Here is a 15250-nt window from a genome sequence, read left to right on the forward strand (position 1 = left end):
AGAGGCGAGTTGGAAATGACCGATACGGATCGGCGTTACTACACTCATGAAATCAGGGAATTGGAGAGATTCCGGGCAATGGGCCTGGCTGACGACTTCAAGCCAGAAAATGGCTCCCCCGAATGGAACAACGCCCATACGGCAACATTGGAAGACTACAAACTTGGCAGCAGTGAAGCGCTGCTTTATACCGATGAGGCACTGGACGCCGCAAACAAACAGATCGACCGGATATATAAAAACCTTCTAAAAGGAGAGCCCCAATGAGCACTATCGAACAGATTGTAAGAAACGAGCCAATTGCAGACATTGTCACAGCGTTCGGCATCGGCCTTGCTTACCCTTCGCTCGATAGAATGATTGGTCGCTATCGGTTTGAAGTTATTGCGAATGGAGAACTGTTGAGCACTTATGCACGACTTTTTAAAGAAGGTGTTCTGGCAAATGGTGAAGGGCCCGTTGCCATCAAAGGTCCAAACTGGAAAGAACCCAATTTCCTAACAGAAAAAAGGTATACCTGACGGTCAAGTATCACCAAGCCACTGCTACCCGGCAGCGGCTTGGTGGGCCTCAGTCCCGTCAGCTCAAGTCGAAGCCGAATACATCCCCCCCCGCAAAACCCCAACCAACACCTGATAAATCTCCTCCACCTCTTCCGTCACCATGCGCATGCGCAAAAAGTCATGCACATGGCCGCCAAATTCGCGGCACTCCACTAGCCCATTCACCCCAGCCAAACGCTCGGCATAAGCCCGGCCCTCGTCCACCAGCGGATCAAACCCCGCCAGCGCCACATAAGCCGGCGCCACGCCTTGAAGATCGGGGCACAACAGCGGGGAAAAGCGCCAGTCACTGCGATCCTCAACGCTGCGGGCGTAGTGTTGGTAGAACCATTCCAGAGTGTCGCTTTCCAGCAGGTAACCTTCGCCCAGCAGGTCCATGGATTCGCGGCGCTGGGAAGCATCGGTCACCGGGTAGCACAGCAGTTGCAGGCAGGGTTTGAGGCCGCCGGGTTCGCGTGCTTGCAGGGCCAACACCGTCGCCAGGGTCGCGCCAACGCTGTCGCCGCCAAACACCAGCCGCGACAGGTCGAGGCCAAATTCGTCGGCCTGGTTGCGCAGCCAGTCCAGCGCATCGGCGCAATCGTGCAGGGCCGTGGGGAATTTATGTTCCGGCGCGCAGCGGTAGCCCACCGCCAACACCGCGCACGGGGTGCGTGCGCAAAACTCCCGGCAGATGCCGTCGTGGGAGTCGAGGCTGCCCACCACAAAACCGCCACCGTGCAAGAACAGCAACACCGGTAACTCAGTGCTGCGTTGCAACGGACGATAGAGGCGCAATTGCAAAACACTGCCGTCGCGGGCGGTGTGTTGCACTTCGCTCACGTCGACGTCCGGCGCCGCCCAGCGCATTTGTTGCGAGGACTGTTCAAACGCTTGCCGCGCCTGGTCCGGCGTCACGCGATGGAACGCCATGGCGGCGTCCTGATTGTCTTCGATCAGATCAAGAAACGCGGCCACTTCAGAATTCAATGACATGAAGAACATCCCGGGCCGGCGCTCATCACGAGCGACCGACCCTTTGAGTAAAAGTTGAGGAATCGACTACACCGTCGCGTGTTGCAGGCAATGTTCGACCAGTGCTTCCAGCTCGGCCTGATACTGCTGCATCAGGGTTTCGATGGTGCTCGGGCGATAGCGGCGAGTGCTGTAGATGCAGCGCATCGACAACTTGCCGTCAAACACCTGGCCGACCACTTCCAGCCAGTTGCCCAGCCCGGCGTCGAGGCTGTAGGTGTCGCCAATGCCCTCTTCGGCCGGCATCAGCATCGCCTGCTCATCGAAGGTCTGGTCGAACTGCCCCAGGTAGTTGAAGGTCAGTCGCGCCTGAGGCAACGCCGCCAGTTGCGCCTGCACGGCGTTGTCGGCCATGTAGCGCAACGCGCCGTAACCGACACCCTTCTGCGGCACACCCGCCAGTTGATCGCGCACAGCGACGATGGAGGCACCGAAATCCTGTTCTGCCACCGGCGCCAGCCGCACCGGGAACATGCTAGTGAACCAGCCCAGGGTGCGACTCAGGTCCAGGCCTTCGACCAGGTCCTCGCGGCCGTGCCCTTCGAGTTGCACCAGCACCGACGAGGCTTCGCTCCAGCGGCACAGCACGCGGCTCAGGGCCGTCAGTAACAAGTCGTTAATCTGCGTGCCGTACACCGCTGGCGCCTGCTTAAGCAGTTGCCCGGTGCGAGTGGCGTCCAGGCCCATGAACGTCTCTTCACGGAAACGCACCTGGTTTTTGCCGCGAGGGTTGTCACACGGCAGGTCCTGACCCGGTTGGTCGAGCTGTTCCAGCCAATAAGCCAGCTCGTTGTCGACCAGGGTCAGCACTTGCGCCGCCAGGCCATCGGCCCAGGCGCGATAACTGCTGGTGCGCGCATCCAGCACCGGTTCGCGGTCCTGGCTGAAGGCTTCGTAGCTCACTTGCAAGTCTTGCAACAGCACCCGCCAGGACACCGCATCGATGACCAGGTGATGAACCACCAGCAGCAAACGCACTTCGCCCTCCGGCAGGCTCACCAGCATCCCGCGCAGCAACGGACCTTCCTCAAGGTTCAGGCTGCGTTGCGCTTCATTGGTCAGCGCCTCCAGTTGCGTGACGTCGCTGACTTCGCGCAGCCACAACAACGGGTTTTGCTCGGCCAGTCGCAGGCTGTCCTGCACCGATTGATAGTGCTGGAACCAACGCCCGCCATCCTGGAAGAAACGCAGCCGCAACGAGTCATGCTGTTCCAGCATCAACTGCAACGTGCGCTCCAGCGCCCGGGCGTCGAGCCCTTGGCGGGCGCGCAACATCATCGCCTGGTTGAAGTGGTGCGGTTCGCTCATCTTCTCGTCGAAGAACCACGCCTGAATCGGGATCAAACCAAACGCACCGGCCTGGGCCACATGGGTGGTGTCCGGCACCGAGGCGGCTTGGGCGACCACCTGCTGATCGAACAGGTTGCCGATGGTCTGGAAGCGCATCAGGTCCCGCAGCTTGATGTCGAGTTTCAGCTCAGGGTGGTTACGCGCCTTGGAGATCACTTGCAGGCTGAGAATCGAATCACCGCCCAACTCGAAGAAGTTATCGGTGATCCCCACTTGTTCCACTTGCAGGACGTCGGCCCAGATCTGCGCCAGCAACGCCTCTTCAGTCGTGCGCGGCGCCACGTAGTGTTCAGCCTGGAATTCAGGTTCCGGCAGGGCTTTGCGGTCGAGTTTGCCGTTCGGCGAAATCGGCAGCCGCGCCAGGCAAATCACCTGCAACGGCACCATGTACTCCGGCAACTGCGCGCGCAACGCGGACTTGAGCCGCTCACCGGCATCGTCTTGCGCACAGACCACGTAACCGATCAATTGCTTGCCGGACACACCGTCACGGGCAATCACCACAGCATCGCTGACGCCGTCCTGGGCGCGCAGGCAGGCTTCGATTTCACCCAGTTCGATACGGAAGCCACGGACCTTGACCTGATGATCGACCCGGCCGACGTAATCGAGGATGCCATCGGTGCGCAAACGCACCAGGTCGCCGCTGCGATACAAGCGGCTGCCCGGCTCGCCGAACGGGTCCGGTACAAAGCGCTCGGCGGTGATCGACGGACGACCGTGATACCCCCGGGCAACCCCGTAACCACCAATGTGCAATTGCCCGGACAAGCCTTCCGGCAAAGGATTTAGATCATCGTCCAGCACCCACAACGAACGCTGGCCGACCACCCGCCCGATGGGCGCATACGCCGCCGCACAGGCTTCATCGTTGGCGGCTTTCCAGAGCATCGGCGTGACCACGGTTTCGGTCGGTCCGTAGCCGTTGGTGATGTACTGCGGACGCAGGATGCGGCGCACTTGCGCCAGCGTCTGTTCCGGCACGGCATCGCCGCCGAGGCAGTAAATACGCACCTTCGGCGCAGTCATGCCGCTGCCTTCCACGTATTCGGCCACCTGTTTGAGGTAGGCCGGCGGGAAGCAGGCGATGTCGATCGACAGGTTCTGCAACGCGTGGCTGGTTTGCTCCGGCGTCCACAGTTCATGGTCGCGTAGCACCAGCGTGCCACCGAACGCCAACGTGGTGAGCCAACGTTCATGGGCCCCGTCGAAAGCGAACGACATAAAGTGCAATTCGCGGGTGGTGTGGTCCATCTCGTACAGCTCACGAATTGCCTGGCAATGCATGCTCAGCGGGCCGTGGGTAACGGCCACGCCTTTGGGCAGGCCGGTGGAACCGGAGGTGTAAATCAGATAGGCCAGGCTCTGTTCCGAAACCTGCACGAGCGGCGTGCTGTCGGGGTACCGATCCGCGTCGAAACGGTCCAGATCCAGCAGTGGCAACCCGGCAGGCAATGGCAGACGCTGCACCGCCGCGCCACGGCTGATCATCTGGGTCATGCCCGAGTCTTCGATCATGAAGGCCAGGCGTTCGCTCGGGTAATCGATGTCCAGCGGCACATAAGCAGCGCCGCTTTTCAGCACCGCGAGCAACGCCACCAGCATGTCGAGGGAACGCTCCAGCGCCACGCCAATGACGACTTCCGGACCGGCACCGCTGGCCATCAGGTGATGGGCCAGTTGATTGGAACGACGCTCCAGTTCGGCGTAGCTCAAGACCTGCCCGGCACACTCGGCCGCCGCAGCTTGCGGACGCTGGGCCACATGCGCGGCGATCAACGCCGGCAGCAATTCACGACGATGCACCGCGTGCGGCTCGCCACCCCAGGCTTGCAGCGCTTGCCATTGTTGCGGCGCCAGGCGTTGCAAATTGCCCAATCGCTCCTGCGGCGCATCGAGCATCGCTTGCAGGGTGATTTCCATGGTCTGGCGAATCCGCTCGACCGCTTCGACACTGAAGCGATCGCGCAGGAACAGGTACTCGATCGACAGCTCCTCACCGAGGTGCACCGCGAGGTCCATCGGGAAGTTGGTCACGTCGTGGCTCGCCGAAGCGCCGAAACGCAGCCCACCCTGCGCCTGTTCCAGACGTTGGTCGATCGGGTAGTTTTCGAACACGATGATGCTGTCGAACAGCGGCTGACCGCCCTGCCCCGACCAGCGCTGGATATCCGCCAACGGGGCGTGTGCGTGTTCGCGCAGGTCGAGGTTGTAGGCTTGCAGCCCGCTCAGCCAGTCATTCAGGCGTTGGGCCGGTTCCAGGGTCTGGATCACCGGCAAGGTGTTGATAAACAGCCCGAGCATGTTGCCGGCATTCGGCAAACCTTCCGGCCGCCCGGCGACCGTGGCGCCGAACGCCACACTGTGCTGACCGGTATAACGCTGCAACACCAGCAGCCACGCGCCTTGAATCAAGGTGTTGGCGGTGATGCCCTGGGCGCGGCAATGCTGTTGCAACGTCGCGGTCTGTTGCGCATTCCATTGGGTGTACAAAGCCTGGTGGCCGTTTTCCGTGGAATCGTGACGCGGGTGCATGGCCTGACTGAGTGCGGTCGGTTCGGCCAGGGTCTTGAGGTGACCTTTCCAGAACTGCTCCAGACGTCCCTGATCCTGAGCCTGCAACCAGGCGATGAAATCACGGTAGCGCCCGCTCTCGCCTTCAACCTGCCCGGTGGCGTAATGCTGCAGCACTTCGCCGAATAACTGCGAACTGCTCCAGCCGTCCATGAGGATGTGGTGGCTGGTCCAGATCAACTGATACTGATCGGCCCCGGTGCGAACCAGCCGCGTGCGTTGCAGCGGCATGCGGTTCAGTTCGAAACCCTTGACCCGCTCCAGCCGCGCAAACTCGGCCAGTTGCGCGTCATCCATCGGCCCATCGACCGCGTGCAAATCCACCACGCCGTGACGATGCACCACCTGCACCGGCGACGCCTGGCCATCCTGCCAATGGAACGAGGTACGGAGGATTTCGTGACGCTGCACCACGCATTCCCAAGCCGCGCGGAAGCGCTCGATGTCGAGGCCTTCGACCGACAGGTTCAACTGGTTGACGTACAAGTCGTTGCCATCGTCGGACAGGGTGTGGAACAACATGCCCTGTTGCATCGGCGACAGCGGGTAAACGTCTTCGATCTCCCGCACCGCCACCGGCAAACCGTCCAGACGCGCTTGGCTCAACGCCGCCAACGGGAAGTCCGACGGGGTCAGGCCATGGCTGTCCGGCGCCAGGCAATGCTCGATCAGCAGCGCCAGTTCCCGGGCGTAGTCGTCGGCCAGTGCCTGCACAGTGGCGGTGTCGAACATCTGTTCGCTGAACGTCCAGGACAGGCTCAATTCGCCGCCATACACCTGACCGTTGAGGGTCAACCAGTTGCCCAGCGGGGCGAGTTCGCTGAGTTCGTCGCCGGCACTTTCGCTGGCCGGCACAAACAACGCGGCCTCGTCGAACTGGCTGTCGAACTGACCCAGGTAGTTGAAGGTGATGCGCGGCATCGGCAGCGCGGCCAGTTGCTCGCGCGCCGTCTCATTGCCCAGATAGCGCAAGGCGCCGAAACCGATGCCTTTGTTCGGGATGGCCCGCAGTTGTTCCTTGATCTGCTTGATCGAGTCATCGACCGCCGCAGACGGCGTCAGGCGCACCGGAAACAGGCTGGTGAACCAGCCCAGGGTGCGGCTCAAATCCACCGCGTCGAACAGGTCTTCACGACCGTGGCCTTCAAGTTGAATCAGCGTGGAAGCCTCACCGGTCCAGCGACAGATCACCCGCGCCAACGCGGTCAACAACAGGTCGTTGACCTGGGTGCGGTAAGCCGCCGGGGCCTGTTGCAGCAATTGACCGGTCAGGGCTTTGTCGAGTCGGGTCTGCACACTCTGCGCGTAGCGGTTTTGCAGACTGGCGTCGGGGTGTTCGCACGGCAACGCCGGGGCGGCACCTTGCAACTGCTCACGCCACAGCGCCAATTCAGCGTCCAGGGTGCCGGCGTACAGCTGCAAGTGCTCGCCCCAGGTTTTGAACGCGCTGGTCTTGGCGGGCAAGGCAATCGGCCGGCCAGCCTGGACTTGGCTGAACGCGGTTTGCAGGTCTTCGAGCAACACGCGCCACGACACGCCATCGACCACCAAGTGATGCACCACCAGCAAGAAGCGCTGGCTGTTGTCCGGCAAATCGAGCAACACCCCGCGCAGCAGCGGGCCATCTTGCAGGTTCAGGCTGCGTTGGGCTTTTTGGCAGTGGGCGTCGAAGTCATCGGCATCGGTCAGCACCGTGTGCCACAACAATGCTTGGCTGGCGTTCAGTGGACGGTGTTGGGCGGTCCAGCCCGAGGCCGATTCGCTGAAGCTCAGGCGCAATGCATCGTGATGTTGCACCAACGCCTTAAGCACCTGCTCAACGGAGTCGGCATGCAACGGGATGGAAGGCTTGAGCAGCAGCGACTGGTTCCAGTGATGACGCTCGGGAATGTCGCCGGCAAAGAACAGCTGTTGCAGTGGCAACAACGGCGTTTCGCCACTGACCGGACCTTGATCAATCGTCAGCGCAGCGCCCCCCAGTTGCGCCACGGCGGCCAGGGCTTGCACGGTCTGGTGCTGGAAAAGGTCCTTGGGCGTGAACTGGATACCGGCCTGACGGGCGCGGCCGACCACTTGAATCGAGATGATCGAATCACCGCCCAACTCAAAGAAGTTGTCCGTCGAACTGACGCGCTCCAGGCGCAGCACATCGGACCAGATCGCGGCGATGCGCTGTTCCATCTCGGTGCGCGGCGCCACATAGCTGTGCTGCGTCAGGCTGGCGTCAGGTTTTGGCAACGCCTTGCGATCGAGCTTGCCATTGGGGGTCAACGGCAACTGCGTCAGCACGATCAAGTGCGCCGGCACCATGTGCGCCGGCAGGCTGTCCTTCAACCGGTTACGGATGTCGTCACGCCACGCGCCTTGCAAGTGTTCTTCGAGGGGTTGCGTCGGCACCAGGTAGGCGGCCAATTGTTTGCCACTCGGCCCGGCATGGGCCAGCACCACCGCTTCGCGCACGGCGGCCAGCTCCAGCAGACGCGCTTCGATCTCGCCCAGTTCGATACGGAAACCACGGATTTTCACCTGGTTATCCACACGGCCCTGATAGTCGAACACGCCGTCCTCGCGCTCACGCACCAGGTCGCCGCTGCGGTACAACCGCGCCCCCGGTGCACCAAACGGGTCCGGGACAAAACGTTCGGCGGTCATCGCCGGGCGGTCCAGGTAACCCCGGGCCAGGCCCGTGCCGCCCAGGTACAACTCGCCCATGACGCCTTGGGGCAATGCGTTCAAATCGTCGCTGAGCACGCAGGTGCTGCGGTCGCCGATGCGGGTGCCGATCGGCGCATACGCCGCGCCGCACACGTCATTGCGCCCGGCCTTCCAGATCAGCGGGGTGACCACGGTTTCGGTCGGCCCGTAACCGTTGATGATGTAGTGCGGCGCCAGCGCAGCCCGGGCCCGCTCGAAACTGTCGTTGGGCACCGCGTCGCCGCCAAAGCAGTAGATCCGCACCGGCGGCGGGTTGCCGACGTGTTCGGCGTGCTCGGCCAATTGCTGCAAATACACCGGTGGGAATGCCGCCACGGTCACGCCGTGCTGCTGCATGGCGTTGTAAGTCTGTTCCGGGCTCCAGAGGCTGTCGTCGCGCATCAACAGGCGCGAACCGTGGGTCAACGGCGTCAACCAACGTTCGTGGGCCCCGTCGAAGGCGAACGACATAAAGTGCAATTCACAATCGTCCGGGGTCATTTCATAGCGCTGGCCGATGGCCTGGCAATGCATCGCCAACGGGCCATGGGCAACACACACGCCTTTGGGCTGACCGGTGGAGCCTGAGGTGTAAATCACGTACGCGAGGTTTTCGTCGTCAACGCTGACGTGGGTGGCGGTGGACGGGAAATCTTCGGTCGACAGCCGATCCAGTTCCAGTGCGCGCAACCCCGTGCTCAGGGGCAATTGCTGGCTCAGGACCGAGTCCGTCAGCAACAAAGCAATGCCGGAGTCTTCGATCAGGTAGGCCAAGCGTTCCCGGGGATAACTGGCGTCCAGCGGCACATACGCGCCGCCAGCCTTCAACACGGCGAGCAACGCCACCAGCATCGAAGGGCTGCGCGGCAACGCCACCCCGACACGAACTTCCGGGCCCACGCCTTCGGCGATCAACAGGTGCGCCAGTTGGTTGGCCTGGGCATCCAGTTCGCCAAAGCTCAACGCCTGATCGCCACAGCGAACCGCCTCACGCTCAGGCTGTTGCGCGGCGATCACGCCAATGCGCTGATGCACCGGCAACGGATCGGTGCACGGTTGCGGGACATTGCTTGCTTGCAACCGCGTCTGTTCGGCGGCGCTGAGCAGCGTCAAGGCCCCGAGCCGGGCGCTGGCGGATTGGCAGAATTGTTCAAGCAACGAGGCCAGTTGCGCGTTCAACCGGACAATCGCGTCCAGGCTGTAATGCTCACGGGTGAAGCTGTAATGCAGCGACAGCGTCTGGCCCAGGTTGACCCCGACGGTCAGCGGATAGTTGGTCTGCTCCGACGTATCCACCGGGCCGAAACTCAAGCCCAGCGGCGCCCCCTGCTCCAGTGCTTCGGAGATCGGGTAGTTCTCGAACACCAGCAGGTTGTCGAACAGGCCATCGCTGCCCTGCCCCGACCAGCGCTGAATATCCGCCAGCGGCGTGTGTTCAAAGTCGCGCAACGACAGGTTCAACGCCTGCACCGTTTGCAGCCATGCGCTGACGGTCAGTTGCGGCTCGGGACGGGCGATCACCGGCAAGGTGTTGATGAATAGACCGACCTGTTGTTCGACCCCCGGCAAGTCCGCCGGACGCCCGGACACCGTGGCGCCGAACGCCACGGTCGATTGGCCGGTGTAGCGCTTCAACAGCAGCAGCCACGCGGCTTGCACTAGGGTGTTGAGGGTGACTTTCTGCTCCCGGGCAAACTCGCCCAGGCGCAGCGTGACCGTCGCATCGATCAAGTGCTGATGCTGGTCGTGACCCGCACCAACACCCGGCGCCGAGCGGTCTGCCAGGCCTTGGGCCAAACGGGTGGGCTCATCGAGTTGGGCCAGTTGGGCCATCCAGAATTGCTCGCTGGCCTGGCTGTCCTGGCGTTGCAGCCAGGCGATGTAATCGCTGTAGCGCCCGACGCTCGCGGTCGGCGTCTGGCCGGCATAGCGTTGCAGCACTTCGCCCAATAGCTGCGAATTACTCCAGCCGTCCATCAGGATGTGATGGCTGGTGTAGAGCAATTCATGCTGGTCGTCAGCGGTGCGGACCACCACCAGGCGCAACAGCGGCACCCGGGTCAGGTCGAAGGGGCTGTTGCGTTCGGCTTCAGCCAGCGCATCCAAAGCCTCGGACGATTGCCCGCGCCAGTCGTGAACGGTGAACGGCAGCTCGGCATGACGCTCGACGATTTGCAACGGCCGATCCTGATCGCCGCCCCAGACAAACCGCGTGCGCAGGATATCGTGGGCGTCCAGCGCCGCTTGCCAGGCCTGGCGGAACCGCTCGACATCCAGCCCCTGCACCGCCACGCGCATCTGGTTGATGTACTCGCCCGAATCCTGTTCGTACAAACTGTGGAACAACATGCCCTGCTGCATCGGTGACAGCGGATAAATGTTGTCGATCCGCTCCGGATCGCCGACCAGCGCGTCCAGTTGCTGCTGGTTCAGCCCCGCCAGCGGGAAGTCCGAAGGCGTGACGCCGCGATGGCTGGCGTCGCAGCAGTGGGCGATCAATGCGCTCAACTCATGGGCATAGTCGTCGGCCAGATGCTGGACCGTGGCTTGATCGAACATTTCACGGCTGAAGGTCCAGCTCAGGTTCAGTTCGCCGCCATACACCTTGCCGTTGACGTCCAGCCAGTTGGCCAGGGGTGCCAATGGGCTCTGCTCGCGACCGGTGCTTTCACTGGCCGGAACGAACAGCGCCGCGTCATCGAACTGGCTGTCGAACTGCCCCAGGTAGTTGAAGGTGATGCGCGGCAACGGTTGCGCCGCCAGGGTCGCACGGGCCTGGGCATCCCCCAGATACCGCAAGGCGCCGAAACCGATGCCTTTGTTCGGCACCGCACGCAGTTGTTCCTTGACCGCTTTGAGCGAGTCGGCCAACGCGCTGGCCGGGGTCAATTTGACCGGGAACAGGCTGGTGAACCAACCCACGGTGCGGCTCAGGTCGATGTCATCAAACAGCTCTTCGCGACCATGGCCTTCGAGTTGAATCAGGGTCGAGGCCTGACCGGTCCAGCGGCAGATAACCCGCGCCAGCGCCGTCAGCAACAGGTCGTTGATTTGCGTGCGATACGCCGCCGGGGCCTGTTGCAACAGTTGCCGCGTCAGGTCCGCATCCAGGCGGGTTTCGACACTCAGGGCCTGGGCGTTTTGCAAACCGCCGTCGGGGTAATCGCACGGCAGATCGGCGTTGACGTCCGCCAGTTGCTCGGTCCACCAGTGCAGCTCCGGTTGCAGGGCTTCGCTGGCGTAGGTTTGCAGGTGTTCGGCCCAGGCCTTGAACGGACTGGTCTTGGCCGCGAGTTTGACCGGTTGAGCGCTTTGCAATTGCTCGCAGGCGCGCTGCAAGTCTTCCAGCAGCACCCGCCAAGACACGCCATCGACCACCAAGTGATGGATCGCCAGGAACAGGCGTTGACTGCCATCGGCCAGGTCCATCAACACCGCGCGCAGCAGCGGCCCGGTCTCAAGATTGAGGCTGCCCTGGGCCCCATCGCACACCGCTTCGACTTCGCTGGCGTCCTGCAACGCCACGCAGTGCAACAGTGCCTGGGCATCGACTGCACGGTGAGTCGCGGTCCAGCCGTCGGCGGTTTGCGTGAAGCTCAGGCGCAAGGCGTCGTGGTGCAGCACCAGCGCTTGCAAGGCTCGCTCAAGGATTTTCGCGTCCACCGTGCCGGCCGGTTTGAGCAGCAGCGACTGGTTCCAGCGCTGACGCTCGGCCACCTCGGTTTCAAAAAAACGTTGCTGGAACGGCAGCAACGGCGTGGTCCCGGTGATCGGGCCCTGCTCGATGCTCAGGGTCGAATCGCCGACCTGCACCACACGGGCCAGCCCTTGAATGGTCTGGAACTGGAACAGGTCTTTGGGCGTCAGGCGCAAACCGGCCTGACGGGCGCGACTGACCACCTGAATGGAAATGATCGAATCGCCGCCCAGCGCAAAGAAGTTGTCGGTCACACCGACCCGCTCCAGGCCCAGCACGCCTTGCCAGATCTCGCACAACTGCTGCTCGATCTCGTTGACGGGAGCCAGATAGGTTTGCTGCACCAGCGCCGCATCCGGTTTCGGCAAGGCCTTGCGATCCAGCTTGCCGTTGGGGGTCAGCGGCAAGGCGTCGAGGAACAGCAAATGCGCCGGCACCATGTATTCCGGCAGGTGTTCGCGCAGCGCCGCTTTGAGCACTTCACTCAAGCGCGCCTGGGCCTCGGCATCATGGGTGATGACGCTCGGCACGATGTACGCGACCAATTGCTGCCCGCTCGCGCCTTCCTGCGCCAGCACCGCCAATTCACGCACCGCATCTTGCTGCAACAGCCGCGCTTCGATTTCGCCCAACTCGATGCGGAAACCGCGAACCTTGACCTGATGGTCGATCCGCCCGACGTACTGCAGGCTGCCGTCGGCTTGATAACGGGTCAGGTCGCCAGTGCGATAGAAGCGTTCGCCCGGTGCGCCAAACGGGTTGGGCAGGTATTTTTCTGCGGTCAGGCCGGGACGCGCCAGGTAACCCCGGGTGATCCCGGCGCCGGCCAGGTACAGCTCCGCCGCAACGCCCAGCGGCACGGCTTGCAGTTCGCCGTCGAGGACGTAACTGGCGGTGTGTTTGAGTGGCCGGCCAATGCTCGGCTGACCACCGGCCGTGCGGCGGGTCCAGGTCGAATACGTGGTGTCTTCCGACGGGCCGTACAGGTCGTAGACGTGCTCGACCGTCGCTTGGCCATACAAGGTGTCGACCAGGCTTTGCTTGAGTGGCTCACCGGCCAGGTTGATGATGCGCACGCTCGGCGGGATGTCGCCGTTGCGCTGCAACGCGGCAATCGCCGACGGCACGGTGTTGATCAGGCGCACCTGATCCCGCGCCGGCAACTGCGCCAGCTCCAGGGCATTGCGGGCGATGATCAGCGACCCGCCGTTGGCCAGGGTCACAAACAGTTCCCACACGGACAAGTCGAAACACACCGAGGTGGAGGCCAGCACACCCTGGATGTCGTCGCGGCTGTAGACCGATTTCGACCAGTCAATCAGCGCCAGGACGTTGCGATGGGCAATCGCCACGCCTTTGGGTTTGCCGGTGGAACCGGAGGTGTAAATCACATAAGCGAGGTTGTCCGCCGACACCCGAGTGACCGGCGCGGTTTGTGGATAACCGGCAAAGTCAGCTTCGGCGTTGTCCATCAGCAACACATCGGTGCCAGCGGCGACCGACAGGCTCGCCGCCACTTCGCGCTCGGTCAGCAGGCACAACGCACGGCTGTCTTCGAGCATGTAGGCCACGCGTTCACCCGGATAATCCGGGTCCAGCGGCACATACACACCGCCAGCCTTGAGCACCGCGAGCAATGCGATCAGCAACTGTTCCGAACGCTGCATGGCGACGCCGACCCGCACTTCCGGGCCGACCCCGCGCTCGATCAGCCCATGGGCCAATTGGTTGGCCCGGGCTTCGAGTTCGGCGTAGGTCAGGTGGCGCTCGGCGAACGTCACCGCCCGGGCGCTGGGCGTTTCTGCCGCTTGCCGGGCAATCAGTTGGTGGATGCACAGGTCGCTGGCGAACGCTGCATCGACGACGTTCCAGTCGCGCAACATCAACTGTTGTTCGGCGCCGTCCAGCATCGGCAATTCGCCGACCCGTTGCTGCGAACCGGCGACGATGCCCTTGAGCAACGACTGCCAGTGTCGACCCATGCGCTCGATGGTCGTGGCGTCAAACAGGTCCGTGGCGTAGATCAGCGACGCCCAGACACCGTCAGGGGATTCGTGGGTTTCCAGGGTCAGGTCAAACTGCGCCGTGAGGCTGTCCCAGTTCACGCTCTCCACCGCCAGCCCTGGCAACTGCATGGCCTGGCCGTTCTGACGGGTGCCGCTCTGATGGTTGAACATCACCTGGAACAACGGGCTGCGGCTCAGGCTGCGTTCCGGAGCCAAGGCTTCGACCAGTTGTTCGAACGGCAAATCCTGATGGGCCTGCGCACCCAGCGCCGATTGCTTGGCCTGGGCCAGCAAGGCGCTGAAGGTCATGCTGCTGTCGATGCTTGCACGCAATACCTGGGTGTTGACGAAGAAGCCGATCAGCCCTTCGGTTTCGGCGCGGTTGCGGTTGGCAATCGGCACGCCAATGCGGATATCGTCCTGGCCGCTGTAGCGGTGCAACAAGGTCTGGAACGATGCGAGCAACAGCATGAACAGCGTCACGCCTTCGCGGCGGGCCACGTCCTGCAAGCCTTTGCCTAATGCAGCGTCAAGCGGCAAGTCGAGCCGCGCGCCACGGTAACTTTGCACCAGCGGACGCGGATGATCGGTGGGCAATTCCAGCACACCCGGATCGCTGCCCAGGTGCTCGACCCAATAGGCCAATTGCCGCTCGCGCTCCCCCGCGTCCATCCAGCTACGCTGCCACTGGGCGAAGTCGGCGTACTGGATCGGCAACGGCGCCAGCACCGCCGGCGTACCCCGGGCGAAACCGGCATACAGTTCGATCAGCTCGCCGACCATGACCTGCATCGACCAGCCATCGGAAACGATGTGGTGCTGGACCATGACCAGTACGTGATCGTCCTCGGCCAGACGCAGCAACCGGACCCGCAACAACGCGTCCTGTTCCAGATCGAACGGCCGGGCGATTTCCGCCTCAATGAGGCCACGCAACGCGGCCTCATCGATGGCCGAATCCACGGAATGCACTTCAAGTTTCAGCGCAAAGGGTGCGTTGATCAGTTGAATGGCCCGGTCCTGATCCCCACGGGCAAACCCGGTGCGCAGGCTTTCGTGACGCTCGATCAGCGTATCGAAGCTGCGCTGCAACACCGCCACGTCCAGGGCACCGCGCAAGCGCAGGGCCGTGGGAATGTGGTACGCCGCGCTGTCCGGCTCCATTTGCCAGAGAAACCACTGCCGCTCCTGAGCATAGGAAAGCAACAGGGGCTCACCGGCGGTGCGCCGAAAAATCGGAGCGATGCCATAGAGGTTGATGCCCTGTTTGCCCAGTAGAATCGCCAGCGCCTTGCGTTTCTCGGGAGAGAGTGCGCCTACCGATTCAATCAACTGCTGCATGCCGTGGTCCT

4 protein-coding genes are annotated in these 15250 nt (G+C 62.8%); 2 read left to right on the forward strand and 2 right to left on the reverse strand.

Annotated features, from left to right (window positions below; all coding sequences use genetic code 11):
* The coding region (locus V5E99_RS25890; protein WP_499805099.1) for a hypothetical protein at positions 1-267 on the forward strand (267 nt) is incomplete at its 5' end.
* Positions 264-521 carry a hypothetical protein gene (locus tag V5E99_RS25895; protein ID WP_499805100.1) on the forward strand — a complete coding sequence of 86 codons (258 nt, stop codon included), beginning with the start codon at positions 264-266 and terminating at the stop codon, positions 519-521. The genes V5E99_RS25890 and V5E99_RS25895, both read left to right, overlap by 4 nt.
* 63 nt (positions 522-584) lie before the next feature.
* Here the strand turns inward: V5E99_RS25895 and V5E99_RS25900 are convergent, their stop codons facing one another.
* Positions 585-1538, reverse strand: a complete 954-nt coding sequence (locus V5E99_RS25900; protein ID WP_499805102.1) for an alpha/beta hydrolase — start codon at positions 1536-1538, stop codon at positions 585-587.
* A 66-nt stretch (positions 1539-1604) separates the two neighbouring features.
* Entirely contained in the window at positions 1605-15239 is a 13635-nt protein-coding gene (locus V5E99_RS25905) for a non-ribosomal peptide synthase/polyketide synthase (protein WP_499805104.1), read from the reverse strand.
* Between the last annotated feature and the right edge of the window lie 11 nt (positions 15240-15250).

This window comes from Janthinobacterium sp. LPB2021202312-11-4 (assembly GCF_037049705.1).
Taxonomy (GTDB): Bacteria; Pseudomonadota; Gammaproteobacteria; order Pseudomonadales; family Pseudomonadaceae; genus Aquipseudomonas.